Origin of the sequence: Klebsiella sp. 1SOBk10mer (genome assembly GCF_046602535.1) — a bacterium.
In the GTDB taxonomy this organism is placed as follows: domain Bacteria; phylum Pseudomonadota; class Gammaproteobacteria; order Enterobacterales; family Enterobacteriaceae; genus Klebsiella; species Klebsiella quasipneumoniae.
Genome location: NZ_JBKIUP010000006.1, coordinates 203,789 through 226,473, shown reverse-complemented (window position 1 = coordinate 226,473; position 22,685 = coordinate 203,789). Strand labels below are relative to the sequence as shown.

Below are 22,685 nucleotides of genomic sequence, written 5' to 3'. Positions count from 1 at the left end.
CCCGCTTCAACGCGGTTTACTGCGCAAAGAATCAGGATCGTCAGAGGGAAACATGCGCATATTATTGGTGGAAGATGACAAGTTAATCGGCGATGGCATCAAGGCCGGGCTAAGCAAAATGGGCTTCAGCATCGACTGGTTTACCGCCGGGCTGGAGGGCAAAAACGCCCTATACAGCGCCCCCTACGACGCGGCAATTCTTGATCTCACTCTTCCTGGCGTTGATGGCCTCGATATTCTGCGCGAGTGGCGCGACAAAGGCCGCCATGAACCGGTGCTGATCCTCACCGCCCGCGATGCGCTCAGCCAGCGGGTGGAGGGGCTGCGCCTGGGCGCCGATGATTATCTGTGCAAACCTTTCGCCCTGATTGAGGTAGCGGCCCGCCTCGAAGCATTGATCCGCCGTGCCCACGGCCAGAGCAGCAGCGAGTTGCGCCACGGCAAGGTACGCCTTGACCCGAACCGCTTAACCGCCAGCCTCGACGGCGAAAGCCTGACGCTGAAGCCGAAGGAGTTCGCCCTGCTGGAACTGCTGCTGCGTAACGCCGGGCGCGTGCTGCCGCGTAAGCTTATTGAAGAAAAGCTCTACAACTGGGACGACGAGGTCTCCAGCAACGCCGTGGAAGTTCACGTCCACCATCTGCGGCGCAAACTCGGCAGTGAATTTATCCGCACCGTCCACGGCATCGGCTATACCCTGGGTGACGCATGAAACGACTTGCCCGCCTGAGCCTGCGCCTGCGCCTGACGCTGCTGTTTGCCGTGCTGACCGCCGCCGCCTGGGGCGTGGCCAGCGTGATCGCCTGGCAGCAGACCAGTAAAAAGCTGGATAAGCTGTTTGATACCCAGCAGCTGCTGTTCGCCCGCCGCCTGAGCGCCATGCATTTCGATGAACTGCGCGCCCCGCCGGTATCGCTCGGGGAAAAGAAAAAGGTGCGCCACGGGCATATCGACGACGATGCGCTGGCGTTCGCCATCTTCACCCGCGACGGCAAAATGGTGCTTAACGACGGCGAGAACGGAGAGGATATACAGTGGCACTCGCAGCGTGAGGGCTTTAGCGATGGCTACCTGCGCGGCGATGATGACGAGTGGCGCTTCCTGTGGTTAACCACCGCCGATGGCCGCCACCGCATCGCCGTCGGCCAGGAGTGGGATTATCGCCGCGAAATGGCGATGGACATTGTCACCTCGCAGCTCACTCCGTGGATGGTCGCCCTGCCGCTGATGTTCGTGCTACTCATCGTGCTGTTAAGCCGCGAACTGGCGCCGTTGAAACATCTGGCGCGCACGCTGCGTCTGCGCGCGCCGGACTCGGCGGAATCGCTCAGCGTGGAGAAGATCCCCCCTGAAGTCCGCCCACTGGTCGAAGCGCTGAATCAGCTGTTCCAGCGCACCCACGACGTCATGCTGCGCGAGCGTCGGTTTACCTCTGATGCCGCCCACGAGCTGCGCAGCCCGTTGGCGGCGCTGAAGGTGCAGACTGAAGTCGCCCAGCTCTCTCTGGACGATCCACAAGGGCGGGAGAAAGCCCTGGCTCAGCTCCATCAGGGGATCGATCGCGCCACCCGTCTGGTGGATCAGCTGCTGACGCTGTCGCGGCTGGACTCGCTCGCCCAGCTGGACGACCTGCAGCCGGTCGCCCTCGACGACCTGCTGCAGTCGGCGGTAATGGAGATGTACCACCCGGCGCAGCAGTCCGGGATTGAGCTGCGCCTGCATCTTAATGCCTCTGGCATCTCCCGCACCGGCCAGCCGCTGCTCCTCAGCCTGCTGGTGCGCAATCTGCTGGATAACGCGGTGCGCTACAGCCCGCGCGGCAGCCAGGTCGATATCACCCTCAACGCCCGCGAGTTTCGGGTCCGCGATAACGGCCCCGGCATCAGCCCGCAGGCGCTGGCGCGCGTCGGCGAACGTTTTTACCGCCCGCCTGGTCAGGATGCTCCGGGCAGCGGCCTGGGCTTGTCTATCGTCCGGCGCATCGCCTCGCTGCATGGCATGCGCGTCGAGTTTGCCAACGCCCGCGACGGGGGCTTCGAAGCCCGCGTTGGCTGGTAGCGGGATTATTGCTCATTTAGCAAAAGACTTTGCACATTTTGCTCATTTTACTGCCCCGCTTCGCGGGGTAAGATCGTCGGCAAATTTTCAAGATTGAGGACAACTAATGAGCAACATCCTGATTATCAATGGCGCAAAAAAATTCGCCCACTCGAATGGCCAACTGAACGACACCCTGACCGAGGTCGCGGAGAGTTATCTGCGCGACGCCGGGCACGATGTTAAAAGCGTTCGCGCCGAAAGCGAGTACGACGTAAAAGCCGAAGTGCAGAATTTCCTCTGGGCCGATGTGGTGATCTGGCAGATGCCGGGCTGGTGGATGGGCGCCCCGTGGACGGTGAAAAAATATATAGATGACGTCTTTACCGAAGGCCACGGTTCGCTGTACGCCAGCGACGGCCGTACCCGCTCCGACGCCAGCAAAAAATATGGCTCCGGCGGCCTGGTGCAGGGGAAAAAATATATGCTCTCCCTGACCTGGAACGCGCCAATGGAGGCCTTCACCGACAAAGAGCAGTTCTTCCACGGCGTTGGCGTTGACGGCGTTTACCTGCCGTTCCATAAAGCCAACCAGTTCCTGGGTATGGAGGCGCTGCCAACCTTTATCGCCAACGACGTGATAAAAATGCCTGATGTCCCACGGTATATCGCAGAATATCGCAAGCATCTGGCGGAAATTTTTGGTTAACTAGGGGTCTATGCTCTACATATTTCGAGTTATTGGAACCTGGAGTATGACAAGATCCACACAGAAGGAGTTGAGTTAACCATGTTAACAGTGATTGCAGAAATCCGTACCCGTCCGGGCCAGCACCACCGCCAGGCGGTTCTCGATCAGTTCGCGAAAATTATTCCGACCGTTTTGCAGGAAGCCGGCTGCCACGGCTATGCGCCTATGGTGGATCATGCCGCTGGCGTCAGCTTCCAGACCACCGCTCCTGACTCTATCGTCATGGTGGAGCAGTGGGAAAGCGTCGCGCATCTTGAAGCGCACCTGCAGACCCCGCACATGAAAGCCTGGTCGGAAGCGGTCAAAGGCGATGTGCTGGAGACCACCATCCGTATCCTGCAGGCCGGCGTCTAAGCCCGCCGACGCTGAAACGGAATAAGAAAAGGGAGCCTGAGGCTCCCTTTTACGTCTGGCGCAGCGTGCGGTCTTACACTTCCAGGTCCGCCATATCGCCCTTCTCCTGCAGCCAGTTGCGACGGTCTTCAGAACGCTTCTTGGCCAACAGCATATCCATCATCGCCGTGGTCTGCTGCTCATCCTCATCGCTGATCACCAGCTGCACCAGGCGGCGGGTATTTGGGTCTAGGGTGGTTTCCCGCAGCTGCATCGGGTTCATCTCGCCGAGACCTTTAAAGCGCTGGACGTTTGGCTTGCCTTTCTTGCGCTTCAGCTGCTCCAGCACGCCGGTTTTTTCTTCTTCCGTTAGCGCGTAGTAAACCTCTTTGCCGAGGTCGATACGGTACAGCGGCGGCAGCGCCACGTAGACGTGCCCCTCTTTCACCAGAGTACGGAAGTGTCTCACGAACAGCGCGCACAGCAGCGTGGCAATGTGCAGGCCATCGGAGTCCGCATCCGCCAGAATACAAATTTTGCCGTAGCGCAGCTGGCTTAAATCATCGCTATCCGGGTCAATACCAATCGCCACCGAAATGTCGTGCACTTCTTGCGAAGCTAACACTTCATCGGAAGAGACTTCCCAGGTATTAAGGATCTTGCCTTTCAGCGGCATGATCGCCTGATATTCACGATCGCGCGCCTGCTTGGCTGACCCGCCCGCCGAGTCCCCTTCGACGAGGAACAGTTCGGTACGGTTCAGATCCTGGGCGGTGCAGTCGGCCAGCTTACCCGGCAGCGCCGGACCGCTGGTCAGCTTTTTGCGCACCACTTTCTTGGCGGCGCGCAGACGACGCTGGGCGCTGGAGATGGCCATCTCCGCCAGCAGCTCCGCAGCCTGCACGTTCTGGTTCAGCCACAGGCTGAAGGCGTCTTTCACCACGCCAGAGACGAACGCCGCGCACTGGCGCGACGACAGGCGCTCTTTGGTTTGCCCGGCGAACTGCGGATCCTGCATCTTCACCGACAGCACGTAGGCGCAGCGATCCCAGATATCTTCCGCCGACAGTTTCACCCCGCGCGGCAGAATATTACGGTACTCGCAGAACTCACGCATCGCGTCCAGCAGCCCCTGGCGCAGGCCGTTGACGTGCGTCCCGCCCTGCATGGTCGGGATCAGGTTGACATAACTCTCGGTCAGCAGCTCGCCGCCTTCCGGCAGCCACAGCAGCGCCCAGTCCACCGCCTCCGTCTCACCGGAGAAGGTGCCGACGAAGGGTTTTTCCGGCAGCAGCGGCAGGCCGTTCACCGCTTCGCTAAGGTAGTCGTTAAGGCCATCGGCATAGCACCAGCTCTGCTCGCTGTTGTTGACCTGATCGCGGAAAACAATTTCCACGCCCGGGCACAGCACCGCTTTCGCTTTTAACAAGTGGGTCAAACGCGAAACGGAGAAGCGCGGGCTATCGAAGAAGCTTTCGTCAGGCCAGAAATGGACGCTGGTCCCGGTGTTGCGTTTACCGCAGGTGCCGGTGACGTGCAGGTCTTCTACTTTCTCACCATTCTCAAAGGCGATGCTGTAGACCTGACCGTCGCGACGCACGTTGACCTCCACGCGTTTAGACAGGGCGTTGACCACCGAAATCCCCACCCCGTGCAGGCCGCCGGAAAACTGGTAGTTTTTGTTGGAAAACTTACCGCCCGCGTGCAGTCGGCAGAGGATCAGCTCAACCGCCGGCACCCCCTCTTCCGGGTGAATGTCGACCGGCATCCCGCGCCCGTCGTCAATCACCTCGAGGGACTGGTCGGCGTGAAGGATCACTTCCACGCGTTTGGCGTGGCCTGCCAGCGCTTCGTCCACACTGTTATCAATCACTTCCTGACCAAGATGGTTAGGACGGGTGGTGTCGGTATACATGCCCGGACGGCGGCGCACCGGCTCTAGCCCGGTGAGTACCTCAATGGCATCAGCGTTATATGAAGATTGCGTCATGGTGTGTATTCGTAGGTCGTTCAGGGCCGTTTAGCGCAGGCCGAGAAATTCGATAATCTGAGTGAAATGATCGTCAAAGCCGACAAATGCGTGATTACCGCCCTCCTCCACCGTCTGCCGGCAGGAGGCGTAGTAATGAACGGCCTGGCGGTAATCAAGCACTTCATCCCCGGTCTGCTGCAGCAGCCAGAGTAAATCCGGCGCTTCGAGCGGGTCGATTTGCATGACTTTGAGATCGTAAATATGGCGAGACTCTAGCACATATTGTTGCCCGGTGTACGGATTCTCATTGTGGCCGAGAAAATTGTTCAGCAGCTCAAACGGCCGCACCGCCGGGTTAACCACGACCGCTGGCAGCATAAAGCATTGCGACAGCCAGGTGGCGTAGTAGCCGCCCAGCGACGACCCTACGACCCCCAGCGGCTCGCCGCCGTGCTCCAGCACGATGGACTCCAGCAGCTCCGCCGTTTCCGCCGGGTAAGGCGGCAGCTCAGGCACCACCATGGCGATCTCAGGATAGTGCTGCGCCAGCCAGGTCTTTAACGCCGTCGCCTTCGCCGAGCGCGGGGAACTGTTAAAGCCGTGCAGATAAAGAAGCGTCGCCATCAGTAGCCTTCTGAAGCAATATCCGGATGAAACGCCGCGCCTTCCAGGCGGCACACTTCGGTGGTCAGCGTTCCGTCAGGGTGAAGCTCCAGCCAGCGCCAGCCCGGCGACACCGTATCGAGGGTGAAATTGGCGCAGTGCGGCTTGAACTGAACGCAGGTCGACGGCGTCGCCATCATACGTCGGCCATTCCAGTCGAGATCCAGTTCCTGATGAATATGGCCGCACAGCAGATGCTTCACCCGAGGCCAGGCGCTCAGCGCGCTGTCCAGCGCGCCGGCGTTGCGCAGACTGTGTTGATCCAGCCAGCTGCAGCCGGCCGGCAGCGGATGATGATGCAGCAGAAGTAAGGTATAACGCTCCGGCGCCTCCGCCAGCTTATGTTCGAGCCATTCCAGCTGGAAGTCGCTCAGCTCGCCATGGGGAACGCCGAACACCTGGCTGTCCAGCAGCAGGATCTGCCAGTGGTCGCCGAGAAACACGCGCTTGGCGGGGGAAATACCCGACTCCTGCAGGGTGCTGTACATCGCCGGCTGGAAATCATGGTTGCCCGGTAGCCAGACGCAGGGTGCAGCAAAACTCGCGATGCCCTCAGCAAAATGCTGGTAGGCCGCGGAGGAGTGATCCTGCGCCAGATCGCCTGTTGCGACAATCAAATCGCATGGACGCTGTGAGGCATGAATGGCCGACAGTACGGCCTGATAGCTTTCCCAGGTATTGATGCCTAACAACGTTTCATGTTTTTCAGCAAACAGGTGAGTATCAGTAATTTGTAAGATCCTGACTCTGGCCTCACCAGCCAGAGGTAGGTTTAACAGGCTTTCCAAATGGTGTCCTTAGGTTTAACGACGCTAACAAACCGGAATCGCCATCGCTCCATGTGCTAAACAGTAACGCAGCCAGTCGGCCAGAAACTGGTTAATTTGATGCTTTTCGTCGCGTTGATGCAACTTTTTATTAGGATAATCATATCGCGCTTTGAAGCGAAAGATCTGCTGACTCGAACACACTTCGGCCACCATGGCGTCATGGTAGAGGCGAACGGTCATGGATGGCAGACTCCAGTAGCTCACCGCTGGCAGAGTCTGCTCTATCGCCACCAGAGTAGTGTAGCGGGTTGATTCCGTTATCGTTAACCGATATTGCGCGCTTCCCACCTGATAGCTCACCTTCTCACCCGCTGCATCCGTTCGCGGCAACAGGCGGCGCAACTGGGCGAAATTGGTCTCGCACAGGCGCATCATCTCAGGGAAGTCAGGTGTATAACGCTTCATTTTGTCCACTCGTTTCGTAAATTGTGATAATGCAATTGCAGCCATTGCAAGGCGATGACAGAGGCTGCGTTGTCGATTTTCCCCTCTTCTACCCACTGGTAAGCCTGCTCCCGGCTTACCACATGCACCCGAATATCCTCATTTTCCTCGGCCAGGCCGTGAATGCCTTTTGCCGTCGATGCATCAACTTCGCCCACCAGGATCGATAACCGTTCACTGGTGCCGCCAGGACTGGCCAGATAGCTTAATATTGGTTTCGTCCGCCCAACTTCAAGCCCGGCCTCTTCCAGCGCTTCCCGACGGGCGACATCTTCCACCGTCTCACCCGCCTCGATCATGCCGGCGACCATTTCCAGCAGCCACGGGCTCTCGCTGGTATCATAGGCGGCGATACGGATTTGTTCGACCAGCACCACTTCGTCCCGCACCGGGTCAAAGGGTAGCAAGACGGCGGCATGCCCGCGCTCAAAAATTTCACGGGTGACTTCGCCGCTCATGCCGCCGTTAAACAGGCGGTGGCGAAAACGGTATAAATCGAGTGAAAAAAAACCACGATACAGCGTTTCGCGTGCAATAATTTCTACATCATTTTTGGAGAAGGTAATTCCCTGGTGGATGGGTTTGCTCATTGTTATGTCCTGCTAATCCGAAATGAGGGATTTCCAGACCGTTTGGCTACCGTTTTACGGTCCGTATGTTAGATTGGTGCAAATTACCGCCGGATGGCACGTAACGCCAACTTTTTACGGCGGCAGAATCGATACAATCAGCGGAATTTTTCTTAGAATTAGACCAGCGCTAAATGCTTCACAACAAGGAATGCAAATGAAGAAATTGCTCCCCATTCTTATCGGCCTGAGCCTGACCGGGTTCAGCGCCATGAGCCAGGCGGAAAACCTGCTTCAGGTTTACCAGCAGGCGCGCATCAGCAACCCCGATCTGCGTAAATCGGCAGCCGATCGTGACGCCGCATTCGAAAAGATCAACGAAGCGCGCAGTCCATTACTGCCTCAGCTCGGGCTGGGAGCGGATTATACCTATACCAGCGGCTTCCGTGATTATAAAGACCAGAATTCTAACGTCACCAGCGGCTCGCTGCAGTTAACGCAGGTTCTGTTTGATATGTCGAAATGGCGCGCCCTGACGCTGCAGGAAAAAGCGGCAGGCATTCAGGATGTCACGTATCAAACCGATCAGCAAACGCTGATTCTGAATACCGCGACGGCCTATTTCAAAGTGCTGGCCGCCATCGACACGCTCTCTTATACCGAAGCGCAGAAACAGGCTATTTACCGTCAGTTGGATCAAACCACCCAGCGCTTTAACGTCGGTCTGGTGGCGATCACCGACGTGCAGAACGCCCGCTCACAATACGACGCCGTGCTGGCGAACGAAGTGACCGCACGTAACGATCTCGACAACGCCGTGGAAGAGCTGCGCCAGGTTACCGGCAACTACTACCCGGAGCTGGCCTCCCTGAACGTAGACGGCTTCAAAACCAGCAAACCGCAGGCGGTGAACGCCCTGCTGAAGGAAGCCGAGAACCGCAACCTGTCGCTGCTGCAGGCGCGTCTGAATCAGGACCTGGCCCGCGAGCAGATTCGCCAGGCGCAGGACGGCCATTTGCCGACCCTGGATTTAAACGCCTCGTCGGGCGTTTCCAACAACCGCTACAGCGGCTCAAAAAGCATCTCGCAAGATGCTGATATCGGTCAGAACAAAATCGGCCTGAGCTTCTCCCTGCCGCTGTACCAGGGCGGGATGGTTAACTCGCAGGTCAAACAGGCGCAGTACAATTTCGTCGGCGCCAGCGAGCAGCTGGAAAGCGCTCACCGCAGCGTGGTCCAGACCGTGCGTTCTTCGTTTAACAACGTGAATGCCTCTATCAGCAGCATCAACGCCTACAAACAGGCGGTGGTCTCTGCGCAAAGCTCCCTGGATGCGATGGAAGCTGGCTACTCGGTGGGTACCCGTACTATCGTTGACGTCCTCGACGCCACCACCACGCTGTACAACGCCAAACAGCAGCTCTCTAATGCGCGCTACAACTACCTGATCAACGAGCTGAACATCAAGTCGGCGTTAGGTACGCTGAACGAGCAGGATCTGATCGCCCTGAACAACACCTTGGGCAAACCGATCTCGACCTCTGCCGACAGCGTCGCGCCGGAGAATCCGCAGCAGGATGCCACTGCCGATGGTTACGGCAACACGACTGCGGCTATGAAGCCGGCGTCCGCACGGACGACGACCCATAGCAGCGGCAGCAATCCGTTCCGTCAGTAATTTTCATACTGTGACGCGCATCGCCTGTCCGTCGGACAGGCGATGCGTTAAACGTAAGGCAACGTAAAGATCCCCCGCTTAGCGCCCCTCTTCGCTTCATTTTCCACCACTCATCCTCTATCCTGAGCGTTAACACACGCCATACCACTGGGTCCTGGAAGACAAATATGAAACGGACAAAAAATATTAATCATTCGTCGTTCCGCAAAAGCTGGAGCGCACGCCACCTGACGCCGGTCGCCCTGGCCGTCACCGCGGTCTTTATGCTTGCCGGTTGTGAAAAAAGCGACGAAACGGTCTCGCTGTACCAGAACGCCGATGACTGCTCCGCCGCCAACCCGGGCAAAGCAGCCGAATGCACCACGGCCTACACCAACGCGGTGAAAGAGGCAGAGCGCACCGCGCCGAAATATGCCACCCGCGAAGACTGCGTCGCCGAGTTTGGCGAAGGTCAGTGCCAGCAAACGCCTGCCCAGGCGGGCGTCGCCCCGGAAAACCAGGCCCAGGCGCAAAGCAGCGGCAGCTTCTGGATGCCGCTGATGGCCGGCTACATGATGGGCCGCCTGATGGGCGGCGGCATGGCGCAACAGCAGCCGCTGTTCAGCTCCAAAAACCCTGCCAGCCCGGCCTACGGTCAGTACACTGACGCCAGCGGTAAGAGCTATGGCGCCGCCCAGCCGGGCCGCACCATGAACGTGCCGAAAACCGCGATGGCGCCGAAACCGGCAACCACCACGACCGTCACCCGCGGGGGCTTCGGCGAGTCGGTGGCGAAGCAGTCGACTATGCAGCGTAGCGCCGCAGGCTCAACCTCTTCTTCTCGCTCAATGGGCGGCTAAGCAACATGGAAAGAGTCAGCATTACCGAGCGCCCGGACTGGCGCGAGAAAGCGACCGAATACGGCTTCAACTTCCACACCATGTACGGCGAGCCCTACTGGAGCGAAGAGGCTTATTACAAGCTGAGCCTCGCCCAGGTGGAAAAGCTGGAGGAGGTCACCGCCGAGCTGCATCAGATGTGTCTTCAGGTGGTGGAAAAAGTGATCGCCAGCGATGAGCTGATGGCCAAATTCCGCATCCCTAAACACACCTGGGGCTTTGTGCGCCAGTCGTGGAAAACCAACCAGCCGTCACTCTACTCACGTCTCGACCTGGCCTGGGATGGCGTCGGCGAGCCGAAGCTGCTGGAGAACAATGCCGACACGCCGACCTCGCTGTATGAAGCGGCCTTCTTCCAGTGGATCTGGCTGGAAGACCAGCTCAACGCCGGCAAGCTGCCGGCGGGCAGCGACCAGTTCAATAGCCTGCAGGAGAAGCTGATCGATCGCTTCGGTGAGCTGCGCGAGCAGTTTGGCTTCCAGCTGCTGCATATGGCCTGCTGCCGCGATACCGTTGAAGATCGCGGCACCGTGCAATATCTGCAGGACTGCGCCGCCGAGGCGGGGCTGGCGACGGAATTCCTCTACATCGAAGATATTGGACTGGGTGAAAAAGGCCAGTTTACCGATCTCCAGGATCAGGTGATTGGCAACCTGTTCAAGCTCTATCCGTGGGAGTTTATGCTGCGGGAGATGTTCTCCACCAAGCTGGAAGACGCCGGCGTTCGCTGGCTGGAGCCGGCGTGGAAGAGCATCATCTCCAACAAAGCGCTGCTGCCGATGCTGTGGGAAATGTTCCCCAATCACCCAAATCTGCTGGCGGCTTACTTCAGCGAAGATGCCCATCCGGAGATGGAGAAGTACGTCATTAAGCCGATCTTCTCCCGCGAAGGCGCCAACGTATCGATCGTTGAACAGGGCAAGGTGGTGGAGTCGGTGGAAGGTCCGTATGGGGAAGAAGGCACTATCGTGCAGGAATTTTACCCGCTGCCGAAGTTTGGTGACAGCTACACGCTGATTGGCAGCTGGCTCATCAACGATCAGCCCGCCGGGATCGGCATTCGTGAAGACCGGGCGCTGATTACCCAGGATCTGTCGCGTTTCTATCCGCACATTTTCGTCGAATAATGTCGCGCTCCGGCGACGATACCGCCGCCGGAGCTCAATTTTTATCAGGCGCCAACCACCACCGACAGCATACTCAGCGAGCCCATCTCGATGCCATCGACCGGGGTCGAAATCGCCTCCACGCCATCCCATGCCCCCAGCACGTATAACAGCGGCAGGAAATGCTCCGCCGTGGGGTTGGAGAGCGAGCCCCCTTCGTGTGCCAGGTAGTTAACCAGCGGGTGCTGATCGTCCGGGCCCTGCCACTGCAGATTCGCCTTCACGTAGTTGTTGAAGGACTCCGCCCACGGATACGGCGTGTTCTCGCCATGCCAGCGGGCGGTACGCAGGTTGTGCACCACGTTGCCGCTGGCCACCAGCATAATCCCTTCATCACGCAGCGAGGCCAGCTTTCGCCCCATTTCGAGATGCCAGGCCGGTGGTTTGGTGCTGTCGATGCTCAGCTGAACCATCGGGATATCCGCCTGCGGATACATCTTGATCAGCACGCCCCACGAGCCATGGTCAAATCCCCAGGCTTCTTTATCGAGAGTGACCGGCACCGGCGAGAGCAGCTCCACCAGCCGTTGCGCCAGCGCCGGGGAGCCCGGCGCCGGGTAATGGGTGTCATACAGCGCCTGCGGGAAACCGCCGAAGTCGTGAATGGTCTTCGGGGCCTCCATCGCCGTCACGCCCGTACCGCGGGTGAACCAGTGCGCAGAGACCACCACGATCGCTTTCGGACGCGGCAGGGTTTCGCCCAGGTGAGCCCAGGCGCGGGTATAGCGGTTGTCTTCCAGCACGTTCATTGGGCTGCCATGGCCGAGAAACAACGCGGGCATTCGGGTACGGGACATGATGATATCCTTAGGGTGTCAATGTGATGTGCTCACATTACGCGCTTTTGCGCCAGGATAAACTCAGATAACCATGATGATGATCGTCAGAAAATTTGAATGTAATTCGCGGTAAAGGGAGCTGTCCCGTACGCGCATCCTCAGGCAATATACTCCTATGCACTTATTTTCGCAGGGAGAGAAGCGATGTCATCACCCTTAATATTGACGCTGTTAGCCGGTAGCGCAACCTTTATAGGCGCCATTTTTGGCGTGATTGGCCAGAAACCCTCTAACCGCCTGCTGGGCTTCTCCCTCGGCTTTGCCGCCGGGATCATGCTGTTGATTTCGTTGATGGAAATGCTGCCTGCCGCGCTGGCCGCCGAGGACATGTCGCCGCTGCTCGGCTACGGAATGTTTGTTTTCGGCCTGCTGGGCTACTTTGGTCTCGATCGCCTGCTGCCGCATGCCCACCCGCAGGATTTGATGACCCCCGCCGCGCCGCGCCCGCGCAATTTACGCCGCACCGCCATTCTGCTGACGTTGGGTATCAGCCTGCATAACTTTCCGGAAGGGATCGCCACCTATGTCACGGCCAGCAACAACCTCGAGCTTGGCATGGGTGTGGCGCTTGCCGTCGCCCTGCACAATATTCCTGAAGGACTGGCCGTTGCCGGGCCGGTATATGCCGCCACCGGATCGCGCAGTAAGGCGGTGCTCTGGGCCGGTCTTTCCGGCATGGCGGAGATTTTGGGCGGCGTGCTGGCGTGGCTGATTCTGGGTAGCCTGGTCTCGCCGATGGTCATGGGCGCAATCATGGCCGCCGTCGCCGGGATTATGGTGGCGCTGTCGGTCGATGAACTGATGCCGCTGGCGAAAGAGATCGATCCGCAAAGCAACCCGAGCTATGGCGTCCTGTGCGGGATGTCGGTGATGGGGCTGAGTCTGGTGGTGCTCCAGACGATGGGCATCGGTTAAGGCACAGAAACAAAACAGCCCACTAATAAGCGGGCTGTTTTCACTGGCGTTGTGAGCCGCTGATTAGCTGGCTTTACGCTCATGTTCGCGACGATAGGCCACCAGATCTTCAATCGTGACCACCGCCATATTGTGCTGCTGAGCGAACGCGATGCACTCCGGCGCGCGCGCCATGGTGCCATCGTCATTGGTCAGCTCGCACAGCACGCCTGCCGGTTTGAAGCCAGCGAGGGTCACGAGGTCAATAGTGGCTTCGGTGTGGCCGCCGCGGGTCAGTACGCCTCCCGGCTGCGCCCGCAGCGGGAAAACGTGGCCAGGACGGTTGAGATCGGAAGGTTTCGCGCCGTCGGCAATCGCCGCGCGGACGGTGGTCACGCGGTCAGCAGCGGAAACGCCGGTGGTCACGCCTTCCGCCGCTTCGATGGTGACGGTAAAGCCGGTGCCGTAGGCGCTGGTGTTGTTCTCCACCATCATCGGCAGATCCAGCTGTTTGCGGCGATCTTCGGTCAGGCACAGGCACACAATGCCGCTGCCGTGACGAATGGTCAGCGCCATCTGCTCTACGGTCATGGTTTCGGCGGCGAAGATCATATCGCCTTCGTTTTCACGGTCTTCATCGTCAAGCACCATCACGCCGCGGCCTTCGCGCAGGGCGTCCAAAGCGTGTTCCACACGTTCAAAAGCGGTACCAAAAGAAGAAAGGAGCGTCTGATTCATGGTAAAAAAAACCTCATTAAAATTATGGTTACCAGAATCAGGGCAGTCTTAGGAGCGCCGGTTTAGCGGCAAAAGTCAACGCGAGCGGGCCTGGGCCCGACTGTGCCGTTACTCTCTCCCATCCGGACTTTAACCGTCGGCCCCGGAATTACACCGGATCTGCTGACCTTCCCGTAGTCACGGGAAGCGCTCGCGGGCTTTCAACGCCATGGTTGATTTACCGCCGGTGGGGAATTTCGCCCCGCCCTGAGAATAAGCGAGATAACTATAACGCTATTGACTATCCTCGGCAATGCATAAGCTTCAAACATTTCTGGTTTATAGGCGGCCTGGTTCGCACTACAATGATCAATCATCCAACCCGAGCAGGAAACCACCATGATTGACCCGAAAAAAATTGAACAAATCGCCCGCCAGGTCCATGAGTCGATGCCAAAAGGACTTCGCGATCTGGGTGAGGATGTTGAAAAGAAAATCCGCCAGGCGCTGCAGTCGCAGCTGACCCGTCTGGACCTGGTTAGCCGCGAAGAGTTTGACGTGCAGACTCAGGTTCTGCTGCGGACCCGCGAAAAACTGGCGCTGCTGGAACAGCGCCTGAATGACCTCGAAAACCGCCCGGCGACGACGCCTGGCAGCGAAGAGCAGCAGTAAAAAAACGGGCCCTCAGGGGCCCGTTTGCGTTGGCTTAGTGTGCGGCTTCCGCCGGGCTGTTCACCTGACGACAGTACAGTTCATAGCGCTGGCAAAACCATTCACGATGTTCTTCATCCATATTGCCGACAATGGCCTGAAGATCAACTGGCTGGCCCTGGGCGTGCATTCTGGCGAAACTCCGTGCCAAAAAATCAAAATTCTTCATTGAATACATGTCGTTATGGTTCATGCGCATACTCCTTCAGCGGTGGATGTTCTGATCAGTCATATGCCTTTTACTCACTTCAGTATTTACGCTTACCTTAACGCCATTTGTACGAAAAATGCGCTTAATATGATTATTTATTGCGCCAAATCATTTTCCACATCATTAAATAAAAACGGCCCGCGATATCGCTATCGCAGGCCGTGATGCCGCACCGTTATGGCGGGGGAATAGCGAAACGGTTATTTTTCGCTATCTTTTTGTATTTTCTTAATAATGTTGGTGGTTGAGCAACCATCTTCAAAGTTGAGCACCAGCACTTCGCCACCGTTCGCCCAGACCTCTTCACTGCCGGCGATCTGCTCCGGTTTGTAGTCGCCGCCTTTCACCAGCAGATCCGGCAGGATCCCGGCAATCAGGCGCTGCGGTGTATCTTCTTCGAAGGAGACCACCCAGTCGACCGCCTCCAGCGCCCCCAGCACGATCATCCGCTGTTCCAGCGGGTTCACCGGGCGGGTTTCGCCTTTCAGACGTTTGGTGGAGGCATCGCTGTTGACCGCCACGATCAGACGGTCGCCCAGCTTGCGCGCATTCGCCAGATAGGAAACATGACCGGCATGCAGAATGTCGAAGACGCCGTTGGTCATCACCACTTTCTCGCCGCGCTTACGCGCGGCCGCTACCGCCTGTTTGAGTTCCGCTTCGCTCATCACGCCGAAGCCGGTCTCAGCCCGGCCGCGAACCGCATTTTCCAGTTCGACAGGAGAAACGGTGGAGGTTCCCAGCTTACCGACCACCACGCCCGCCGCGGCGTTGGCGAAATAGCAGGCCTCTTCCAGGGTGTTGCCGGAGGCGAGGGTCGCCGCCAGCACGCCAATCACCGTGTCGCCGGCGCCGGTGACATCGTACACTTCCTGAGCCTGGGTCGGCATATGCAGCGGCGGACGCCCCGGCTGCAGCAGCGTCATCCCCTGCTCTGAGCGCGTCACCAGCAGCGCTGACAGTTCGAATTCGGCGATAAGCTTCATGCCGCGCTCAACGATCTCCGCTTCATCCTGGCACTTGCCCACCACCGCTTCAAACTCAGAGAGGTTCGGGGTGAGCAGCGTTGCGCCGCGATAGCGTTCGAAATCGGTACCTTTCGGATCGATCAGCACCGGCACGCCTGCTTCACGGGCGAGCTTGATCATCGTCTGGACGCTGGTCAGCGCCCCTTTGGCGTAATCCGAGAGAACCAGCGCGCCAATGGCGCCCAGCGCCTGCTGAATGCGCTCGTGCATCGGCTGCGGATCAACGCCGGAGAAGCCCTCTTCAAAGTCGAGGCGGATCAGCTGCTGGTTGCGCGACAGCACCCGCAGCTTGGTGATGGTCGGGTGAGTCGGGACGGAGACGAAGTCGCACTTCACATTGACGTTGGCCAGCGCCTGGCTCAGCGCGCGAGCGGCGTCATCAATCCCGGTCAATCCCACCAGGCGCGACGTCGCCCCCAGGGAGGCGATGTTCATCGCTACGTTTGCCGCGCCGCCAGGACGTTCTTCGATATTTTCCACCTTCACCACCGGCACCGGGGCTTCCGGGGAAATACGACTGGTGGGGCCGTACCAGTAGCGGTCCAGCATCACATCACCCACCACCAACACTCCTGCACGTTCAAACTCCGGCAGCGTTACTTTCATGACTCTCTCCTGCGAGACGCAAACTTTGCGCGCGATAATAGCACACCCGATTTTATAGTTAAGCCATCAGCCACTTCTGCCAGCTGGCGCTGACCTGCTCACGCTCCCGGCTGAATGCCTCCGGCGCCACGTGTCCCGGCAGCTCCTGCAGGGCCAGGTGATGGAGCGCATCACGCAAGGTGGTGTACGCGTGCGTTAAAGCTCGCGCTTCCTCCTCGTCCATGATGTCGTTCTGCGCCAGCAGCTCGAGAATACGCACGTTATCAGACCAGCGGGTCAGCTTTGGCTTGTCGCTGGCATAGCGTAGGACCAGATACTGGGTAATAAATTCAATATCCGTGATCCCACCGGCATCGGCTTTGATATCAAAACGATCGGTATGTTTGTTGCCAAGGTGGGCGCGCATCTTCTCGCGCATCTCGCGAACCTCGGTCTGCAGGGTCGCGCCATCCCGCACGGTGGTCAGAATATCGCGCCGAATGGCGTCAAATCGCGCCTGCAGCGCCGGGTCGCCATAGACCACGCGAGCGCGCACCAGCGCCTGATGCTCCCATGTCCAGGCTTCGTTCTGCTGATAGTCGGCAAACGCGTCGGCGGTGGTGACCAGCATCCCCGCCGCGCCGGAAGGGCGCAGCCGGGCGTCAACTTCGTAGAGAATACCGGACGAAGTGCGGGTGCTGAACAGATGCATGATCCGCTGAGCCAGCCGCAGGTAGAACTGACGGCCGTCGATCTCCCGCTCGCCGTCGGTCATCACCTCCGGCGGGCAGTCATGGAGGAACACCAGGTCGAGATCGGAACTGTAGCCCAGCTCCCAGCCGCCGAGCTTGCCGTAGCCGACGACGGCGAAGCCGCGCCCCTGGCGATCGTGCAGATGGGTCGGCTGGCCGTAGCGGGCCACCATCTGTCCCCATGCCTGCTGCACCACCGCGTCGAGGATGGCTTCGGCAAGCCAGGTTAAGTGATCGCTAACCTTCATCACCGGTAGCGTGCCAGCGATATCCGCCGCGGCGATATGCAGCTGCTGCGCCTGCTTGAACTGGCGCAATGCCTCCAGCTGCTGCTCTTCATCCTCTTCCGGCACCCGCAGCAGATACTGACGCAGCTCATCGCGATAGGCATCGGTCGCCGTCGGCTGATAGAGGGTGTTGGGATCCAGCAGCTCATCAAGCAGCAGGGGGTGGCGCGCCAGCTGGCTGGCGACCATCGGCGACGCGGCACAGAGCGTAATCAGGTGCTTCAGCGCGCCGGGGAATTCGCTCAGCAGTTCAAGATAGGTGGTGCGAGTGACGATCCCGGTCAACAGCGGCGTGATCCGAGCCAGAGGCAGCGGCGCATCGGCGCGCGAGCAGATTTCGCTCAGCAGATGCGGCATCAGTTGATCCAGCACCTGGCGGCCGCGCGGGCCGATGGTGCGCCGATCCAGCTCTTTACGGAAATCGGCAATCAGCGCCAGCACGCTGCGGCGGTCGGCGTCGTTTAAATGCGCCAGCGCCGGGCTGGCGTCATCTTCTTCCAGCGCATCCTGCCACAGCTCGCGCCAGTACTCGGCGAGCTGCTCATCCGGCGACTGAGCCTCATCATCGCCGATCAGCTCATTAAACACCCGCCGCACGCTGGCCATATGGCTCGCCAGCTGCGCACTCAGCGTCTCCCAGTCGTCAGTATGCATCCCCCACGCCAGCCTGGCGCGGTTCAGTTCATCCTGCGGCAGAGTCTGGGTCTGCTCATCGTTGATGCTCTGCAGCAGATTTTCCAGCCGGCGCAGGAACAGATAGGCCGCGCGCAGCAGCGCCGCGTCGCCTTCCGGCAGCAGATGCAGCTCATCAATCGCCGCCAGCGTCGGCAGCAGCGCCCGCTGCTGCAGCGCAGGTTCGCGACCGCCGCGGATCAGCTGAAAGACCTGCACGATAAACTCAATTTCACGGATCCCGCCGGCACCGAGCTTGATGTTGTCTTTCAGCCCGCGACGCCGCACTTCGCGAGCGATCATCCCTTTCATGTTACGCAGCGACTGGATCACGCTGAAGTCGATATAGCGGCGGAAGACGAAGGGGCGAAGCATCGCGCGCAGCTCGCTGGCGTAGGCGTCGTCGTTATCGCCCATGATCCGCGCTTTCACCATCGCGTAGCGTTCCCAGTCCCGGCCCTGCTCCTGGTAATAATCCTCCAGTGCCGCAAAGCTGAGCACCAGCGGCCCGCTGTCGCCAAACGGTCGCAGGCGCATGTCCACCCGATAGACAAAGCCGTCCTGCGTCGGCTGGTCGAGCGCCTTGATCAGCCGCTGCCCCAGGCGGGTAAAGAACTGGGCGTTATCCAGCTCGCGGCGGCCGCCGCGGGTGGCGCCATGCTCAGGCCAGGCAAAAATCAGATCGATATCGGAAGAGAAGTTCAGCTCGCCGCCGCCCAGCTTTCCCATCCCGAGGATCAGCAGCGGCTGCGGCTGACCCTCAGCGTTGCAGGGCGTTCCCCACTCCTTACAGCAGGCGGCATACAGCCAGTCGCGAGCGGCGACAATCAGGGTCTCTGCCAGGACGCTCAGCTGCTGCAGCGTCTCTTCTTCGCTTACCAGCGACAGCGCCTGCGCCCAGGCAATGCGGACCATCATCTGGCGGCGGAAAAGACGCAGCTCTCGCATCAACCCCGCTTCGTCAGCCACCGCTTGCAGGCGATCCTGCAGCCAGGTCTCGTAATGCCGCCACTCTTCCGCCTCCGGCGAGGAGTCCGCAAGCTCGTTCAGCCAGCCTGGCTGGGCGATCACACTCTGTTCGACAAAATCACTGAACGCCATCACCGACCGGGCCTGCGGGCTCAGTTCGGCGACGGGAAAATCCGCTGGCAGGCGGTCAGCGACCGTCTGCCAGTGCTGCTGTAACTGCGAAGAAAGCGGCATCATAGGGGCTCCCTGGCCTGTAATTATCGTTTTCCACTATGCAGCCAGAACGGCTCGGCAGCCAGCGCCTGGCGACGGAAATATTCAAAGACGCTGCGGTCATCATGCTCTATCGCACGCTGAAGCTCCTGCCAGTTCTCCAGCCACGGCGCGACGGCGTCGCCATAGGCGCCCGCCAGCAGCTGGACGCTGTCGATATCGCGGGACAGCTTCGGCAACTGGTCGGCGGCATCTTCAACCGCCAGATGCTGCACGGCGCTGCGCAGCTCGGCCGCCACCCGCGAGAGGTTAATATCGGCAAACCGTTTGAACGATCCGGCTATTTTTTTCTCTCCCGCCTCGTTGAGGAACGGACGCCAGCCGCGCTGGACCAGCCATTCGGTCAGCGCCAGTTTGGCGGCGACGACCTCGGTGCGGAATAACGCCTCCTCGGCGGTGTCCGCGGCCAGCAGCGCGGCTTCGGCGTCGTTCAGCAAGGCGCGGAGGTGGGTGGTCGCCTTCCGCGGCACGATGCCGCCGAACAGCACGAGGGCATGGCGCACGCGGGCCAACGCCAGCAGGATTTCCGCTTTAGCTTTCGCGTTGCCGCGCAGCCAGACCTCATCGTGATACAGCCAGTGCGCCAGGGCGCTCTCCAGCGCCGCCTCCAGCCCCTGCTCCACGCTGGCCTTCGCCGCCACCGGCAGCACCGCCAGCCGGGCCACCGGGCGCTCATTGTTGCCTTGCGCCAGATGATACCCGCGCGCGGCTTTGCTCAGGCTCCCCTGACGCAGGACGCCGCTCTCCAGCAAACGATGCGCGAAGCGCAGCAGATCGGCGGTCTCCCCGGCGAGCAACTCCAGCTCCAGCTCGCAGATCGGCTCCTGATGCTCGCCCGCCTTCACTTCGCCGCGATCGAGGGCAATCTCAATCTCACTCTTTCCTTCCTGGATCACCCAGCGTTCACGGGCAAAATCGGTGCTGAACAGCGGCTGGACATGCTCCGCCAGCGCGGTCGGAAGTTCCCCTTGCGGCCAGACCTCCGCCGGCAGGCGCTCAAGCGCCAGCTCCGGTTTATCCAGGGGAATATTGTATTCCGGGCGCTGGTGCAGGCCGCCCACCACCCGACCGGCGATTTTCAGCGTCATTTCATAACGGCCCTGATCGCCGCGGATGCGCAGCCCCATGTCGTGACGACGCAGCCAATTATCGGCGGTTTCGTAATAAATGTTCAGCAACTGGCCCGCGGGCGTATGTTTCGCCTCGAGCGCATTGAGCTGCTCGCGCAGCGTCTCTACCCCATCCTGAGCGACGATAAACTTAAGTTCGATTTCTTGAGCCATGACTGAATTCTTCCGCTTCTGTGCTGCGCCGACAAATTGCGGCGAACTTACGACGATATTTTTTGTCAGTAGATAGTATTTTGCGGCGAATCGCCATGCAACGCGCTTTTTGCCGGGCCACCTCCTGGATGATTCCGATTGTGGCGGAAAACTTTGCGTCGCTCTGGCGATGCCTCTACTATCGTTCCACTTTTTATGACCAAACGATGACCTGATGCCAAAATTACGCCTGATTACTTTTACTTTGCTCGCGCTTAGCGCCGCCACGGCGGTTCACGCAGAAGAAAAGCGCTACGTTTCCGATGAGCTGAACACCTGGGTTCGCAGCGGCCCGGGCGATAATTATCGTCTGGTCGGCACCATCAACGCCGGGGAAGAAGTGGCGGTGCTGCAAACCAACGACAGCACCAGTTACGCGCAGATCCGCGACGCCAATGGGCGTACTGCCTGGATCCCGCTGAAAGAGCTGAGCAACGAGCCCAGCCTGCGCACCCGCGTCCCGGATCTGGAAAACCAGGTCAAAACGCTGACCGATAAGCTGAATAATATCGACGCCACCTGGAACCAGCGCACGGCGGATATGCAGAAGAAAGTCGCCGGCAGCGACAGCGTGATCAACGCGCTGAAAGACGAGAACCAAAAGTTGAAAAATGAGCTGGTTGTCGCGCAGAAGAAGGTGAATGCGGCGAATCTGCAGCTTGATGACAAACAGCGCACCATTATCATGCAGTGGTTTATGTACGGCGGCGGCGTGTTGGGCGTCGGTCTGCTGCTGGGTCTGGTGCTGCCGCATCTGGTGCCAAGCCGCAAACGTAAAGACCGGTGGATGAACTAATTCGTCTTCTCTGCCAGACTTACGTATCATCTTGCAAAAAACAGATACGGGAGAATCAGGCGTGAAGAGTTATCTGGTCGGCGGTGCGGTGCGCGACGCGCTGTTAGGACTGCCGGTCAAAGACCGAGACTGGGTGGTGGTGGGCGCCACCCCGCAACAGATGCTTGACGCGGGCTATCAGCAGGTAGGCCGTGACTTTCCCGTGTTCCTTCATCCGCAAAGCCGGGAAGAGTATGCCCTGGCCCGCACCGAGCGCAAATCCGGCGCAGGCTATACCGGTTTTACCTGCTATGCCGCCCCGGACGTCACCCTCGAAGCGGATCTGCTGCGCCGTGACCTGACGGTCAACGCCCTCGCCCAGGACGCCGACGGCGCAATTATCGACCCCTACGGCGGACAAAACGATCTCCGCCAGCGTCTGCTGCGCCATGTCTCCCCCGCCTTTAGCGAAGATCCGCTGCGCGTGCTGCGCGTGGCGCGCTTTGCCGCCCGCTATGCCCATCTCGGTTTTCGCATTGCCGAAGAGACCCAGACCCTGATGGCCGCCATGGTTGAGGCCGGCGAACTGGCCCATTTAACGCCGGAGCGGGTGTGGAAAGAGACGGAAAGCGCGTTGACCACCCGCAACCCGCAGGTCTTTTTTCAGACGCTGCGCGACTGCCAGGCCCTCAAGGTGCTGTTCCCGGAGATTGACGCCCTGTACGGTGTGCCGGCCCCAGCCAAATGGCACCCGGAAATCGACACCGGCCTGCACACCCTGATGACCGTCACGATGGCCGCGATGCTGTCGCCGGACGTCGATGTGCGCTTCGCCACCCTATGCCATGACCTCGGCAAAGGGCTGACGCCGAAAGCGCTCTGGCCGCGTCACCACGGCCATGGCCCGGCGGGAGTCAAGCTGGTGGAACAGCTCTGCGCGCGTCTGCGGGTGCCGAACGATATCCGCGATCTCGCGAAACTGGTGGCGGAGTATCATGATCTGATCCACACCCTACCGATCCTGCAGCCGAAAACCCTCGTCAAACTCTTCGACAGCATTGACGCCTGGCGTAAACCGCAGCGCGTGCAGCAGATCGCCCTCACCAGTGAAGCCGACGTTCGCGGGCGCACCGGTTTCGAGGCTAGCGATTATCCGCAGGGGCGCCTGCTATTAGAGGCCTGGGAAGTGGCGCGGTCGGTCTCCACCAAAGAGGTGGTGGCGGCGGGGTTTAAAGGGGCGGAAATTCGCGAGGAGCTGACGCGGCGGAGAATTGCGGCGGTGGCGCAGTGGAAGGAACAGCGTTGCCCCCAGCCGCAAGGCTGAGGGCG

At 59.7% G+C, this 22,685-nt stretch carries 22 protein-coding genes, 1 pseudogene and 1 riboswitch; of the genes and pseudogenes, 12 read left to right on the top strand and 11 right to left on the bottom strand.

Annotated features, from left to right (window positions below; genetic code table 11):
* The first annotated feature begins 52 nt into the window (after positions 1-52).
* From qseB to ACLH1I_RS17350, 4 genes are all read left to right on the top strand, one after another.
* Positions 53-712 carry a quorum sensing response regulator transcription factor QseB gene (qseB, locus tag ACLH1I_RS17365; RefSeq protein WP_023319162.1) on the top strand — a complete coding sequence of 220 codons (660 nt, stop codon included), beginning with the start codon at positions 53-55 and terminating at the stop codon, positions 710-712.
* Positions 709-2,058 (top strand): quorum sensing histidine kinase QseC, encoded by a 1,350-nt coding sequence (gene qseC, locus ACLH1I_RS17360; RefSeq protein WP_049115642.1) that lies wholly within the window; start codon positions 709-711, stop codon positions 2,056-2,058. Before qseB ends, qseC begins: the two co-directional genes overlap by 4 nt.
* 106 nt (positions 2,059-2,164) lie before the next feature.
* On the top strand, positions 2,165-2,746 hold the full coding sequence (locus tag ACLH1I_RS17355; protein WP_198079822.1) for an NAD(P)H-dependent oxidoreductase: 582 nt from the start codon (positions 2,165-2,167) through the stop codon (positions 2,744-2,746).
* Positions 2,747-2,827: 81 nt separating this feature from the next.
* Positions 2,828-3,142 (top strand): putative quinol monooxygenase, encoded by a 315-nt coding sequence (locus ACLH1I_RS17350; RefSeq protein WP_004205233.1) that lies wholly within the window; start codon positions 2,828-2,830, stop codon positions 3,140-3,142.
* 73 nt (positions 3,143-3,215) lie between these two features.
* Here the strand turns inward: ACLH1I_RS17350 and parE are convergent, their stop codons facing one another.
* Genes parE through nudF form a run of 5 tightly spaced genes read right to left on the bottom strand, consistent with a single transcriptional unit; the run spans position 3,216 to position 7,620 of the window.
* Complete coding sequence (gene parE / locus ACLH1I_RS17345; RefSeq protein ID WP_004205235.1) at positions 3,216-5,111, bottom strand: DNA topoisomerase IV subunit B; 1,896 nt, start codon at positions 5,109-5,111, stop codon at positions 3,216-3,218.
* 30 nt (positions 5,112-5,141) lie between these two features.
* Positions 5,142-5,717 carry an esterase YqiA gene (yqiA, locus tag ACLH1I_RS17340; protein WP_004205236.1) on the bottom strand — a complete coding sequence of 192 codons (576 nt, stop codon included), beginning with the start codon at positions 5,715-5,717 and terminating at the stop codon, positions 5,142-5,144.
* The gene (gene cpdA, locus ACLH1I_RS17335; protein ID WP_004205237.1) at positions 5,717-6,544 is read right to left on the bottom strand and encodes a 3',5'-cyclic-AMP phosphodiesterase; all 828 of its coding nucleotides are present in this window, start codon (positions 6,542-6,544) and stop codon (positions 5,717-5,719) included. Before cpdA ends, yqiA begins: the two co-directional genes overlap by 1 nt.
* Positions 6,545-6,568: 24 nt before the next feature.
* Positions 6,569-6,991, bottom strand: coding sequence for a DUF1249 family protein (locus ACLH1I_RS17330; protein WP_004205239.1), 423 nt, complete (start codon positions 6,989-6,991; stop codon positions 6,569-6,571).
* Positions 6,988-7,620 carry an ADP-ribose diphosphatase gene (gene nudF / locus ACLH1I_RS17325; protein WP_004205241.1) on the bottom strand — a complete coding sequence of 211 codons (633 nt, stop codon included), beginning with the start codon at positions 7,618-7,620 and terminating at the stop codon, positions 6,988-6,990. Before nudF ends, ACLH1I_RS17330 begins: the two co-directional genes overlap by 4 nt.
* Before the next feature lie 196 nt (positions 7,621-7,816).
* On the opposite strand from nudF, the gene tolC reads away from it, so the two are divergent.
* The 3 genes from tolC to ACLH1I_RS17310 all read left to right on the top strand — a co-directional run bounded on the left by tolC (position 7,817) and on the right by ACLH1I_RS17310 (position 11,282).
* Entirely contained in the window at positions 7,817-9,277 is a 1,461-nt protein-coding gene (gene tolC, locus ACLH1I_RS17320) for an outer membrane channel protein TolC (protein ID WP_004205242.1), read from the top strand.
* Between the two features lie 167 nt (positions 9,278-9,444).
* A complete protein-coding gene (locus ACLH1I_RS17315) occupies positions 9,445-10,116 on the top strand; it encodes a DUF1190 family protein (RefSeq protein WP_002916849.1) in 672 nt (223 codons plus the stop codon).
* Positions 10,117-10,121: 5 nt separating this feature from the next.
* Positions 10,122-11,282: a glutathionylspermidine synthase family protein gene (locus ACLH1I_RS17310; RefSeq protein WP_017899748.1), complete on the top strand. Its 1,161-nt coding sequence runs from the start codon at positions 10,122-10,124 to the stop codon at positions 11,280-11,282.
* A gap of 44 nt (positions 11,283-11,326) precedes the next feature.
* Here the strand turns inward: ACLH1I_RS17310 and ygiD are convergent, their stop codons facing one another.
* Positions 11,327-12,118 (bottom strand): 4,5-DOPA dioxygenase extradiol, encoded by a 792-nt coding sequence (ygiD, locus tag ACLH1I_RS17305; protein ID WP_004205244.1) that lies wholly within the window; start codon positions 12,116-12,118, stop codon positions 11,327-11,329.
* 186 nt (positions 12,119-12,304) lie between these two features.
* Here ygiD and zupT point away from each other — a divergent pair, with 186 nt between their 5' ends.
* Entirely contained in the window at positions 12,305-13,075 is a 771-nt protein-coding gene (gene zupT, locus ACLH1I_RS17300) for a zinc transporter ZupT (protein ID WP_017899746.1), read from the top strand.
* 63 nt (positions 13,076-13,138) lie between these two features.
* Here zupT and ribB read toward each other — a convergent pair whose 3' ends face one another.
* Positions 13,139-13,792: a 3,4-dihydroxy-2-butanone-4-phosphate synthase gene (ribB, locus tag ACLH1I_RS17295; protein WP_017899745.1), complete on the bottom strand. Its 654-nt coding sequence runs from the start codon at positions 13,790-13,792 to the stop codon at positions 13,139-13,141.
* A gap of 106 nt (positions 13,793-13,898) precedes the next feature.
* A riboswitch (FMN riboswitch) is annotated at positions 13,899-14,050 on the bottom strand.
* Between the two features lie 120 nt (positions 14,051-14,170).
* Here ribB and ubiK point away from each other — a divergent pair.
* The gene (ubiK, locus tag ACLH1I_RS17290; RefSeq protein ID WP_004174355.1) at positions 14,171-14,443 is read left to right on the top strand and encodes a ubiquinone biosynthesis accessory factor UbiK; all 273 of its coding nucleotides are present in this window, start codon (positions 14,171-14,173) and stop codon (positions 14,441-14,443) included.
* Between the two features lie 34 nt (positions 14,444-14,477).
* Here the strand turns inward: ubiK and glgS are convergent, their stop codons facing one another.
* Positions 14,478-14,675, bottom strand: coding sequence for a cell surface composition regulator GlgS (glgS, locus tag ACLH1I_RS17285; RefSeq protein ID WP_004205248.1), 198 nt, complete (start codon positions 14,673-14,675; stop codon positions 14,478-14,480).
* On the opposite strand from glgS, the pseudogene ACLH1I_RS17280 reads away from it, so the two are divergent.
* A pseudogene (locus ACLH1I_RS17280) lies at positions 14,667-14,813 on the top strand (hypothetical protein); the annotation flags it as partial. The gene glgS and the pseudogene ACLH1I_RS17280 sit on opposite strands and share 9 nt — an antisense overlap.
* Positions 14,814-14,893: 80 nt before the next feature.
* Here ACLH1I_RS17280 and hldE read toward each other — a convergent pair.
* The 3 genes from hldE to ACLH1I_RS17265 are packed head-to-tail and all read right to left on the bottom strand — an operon-like array spanning position 14,894 to position 20,542.
* On the bottom strand, positions 14,894-16,327 hold the full coding sequence (gene hldE, locus ACLH1I_RS17275) for a bifunctional D-glycero-beta-D-manno-heptose-7-phosphate kinase/D-glycero-beta-D-manno-heptose 1-phosphate adenylyltransferase HldE (protein WP_017899743.1): 1,434 nt from the start codon (positions 16,325-16,327) through the stop codon (positions 14,894-14,896).
* Positions 16,328-16,385: 58 nt separating this feature from the next.
* The gene (gene glnE, locus ACLH1I_RS17270; protein ID WP_198079823.1) at positions 16,386-19,223 is read right to left on the bottom strand and encodes a bifunctional [glutamate--ammonia ligase]-adenylyl-L-tyrosine phosphorylase/[glutamate--ammonia-ligase] adenylyltransferase; all 2,838 of its coding nucleotides are present in this window, start codon (positions 19,221-19,223) and stop codon (positions 16,386-16,388) included.
* 20 nt (positions 19,224-19,243) lie between these two features.
* On the bottom strand, positions 19,244-20,542 hold the full coding sequence (locus ACLH1I_RS17265) for an inorganic triphosphatase (protein ID WP_023319168.1): 1,299 nt from the start codon (positions 20,540-20,542) through the stop codon (positions 19,244-19,246).
* A gap of 214 nt (positions 20,543-20,756) precedes the next feature.
* Between ACLH1I_RS17265 and ACLH1I_RS17260 the strand changes: the two genes are divergently transcribed.
* Both ACLH1I_RS17260 and ACLH1I_RS17255 read left to right on the top strand, forming a co-directional pair.
* Entirely contained in the window at positions 20,757-21,377 is a 621-nt protein-coding gene (locus ACLH1I_RS17260) for a TIGR04211 family SH3 domain-containing protein (RefSeq protein ID WP_004205252.1), read from the top strand.
* A 61-nt stretch (positions 21,378-21,438) separates the two neighbouring features.
* Entirely contained in the window at positions 21,439-22,680 is a 1,242-nt protein-coding gene (locus ACLH1I_RS17255) for a multifunctional CCA addition/repair protein (RefSeq protein WP_017899740.1), read from the top strand.
* Positions 22,681-22,685 lie beyond the last annotated feature (5 nt).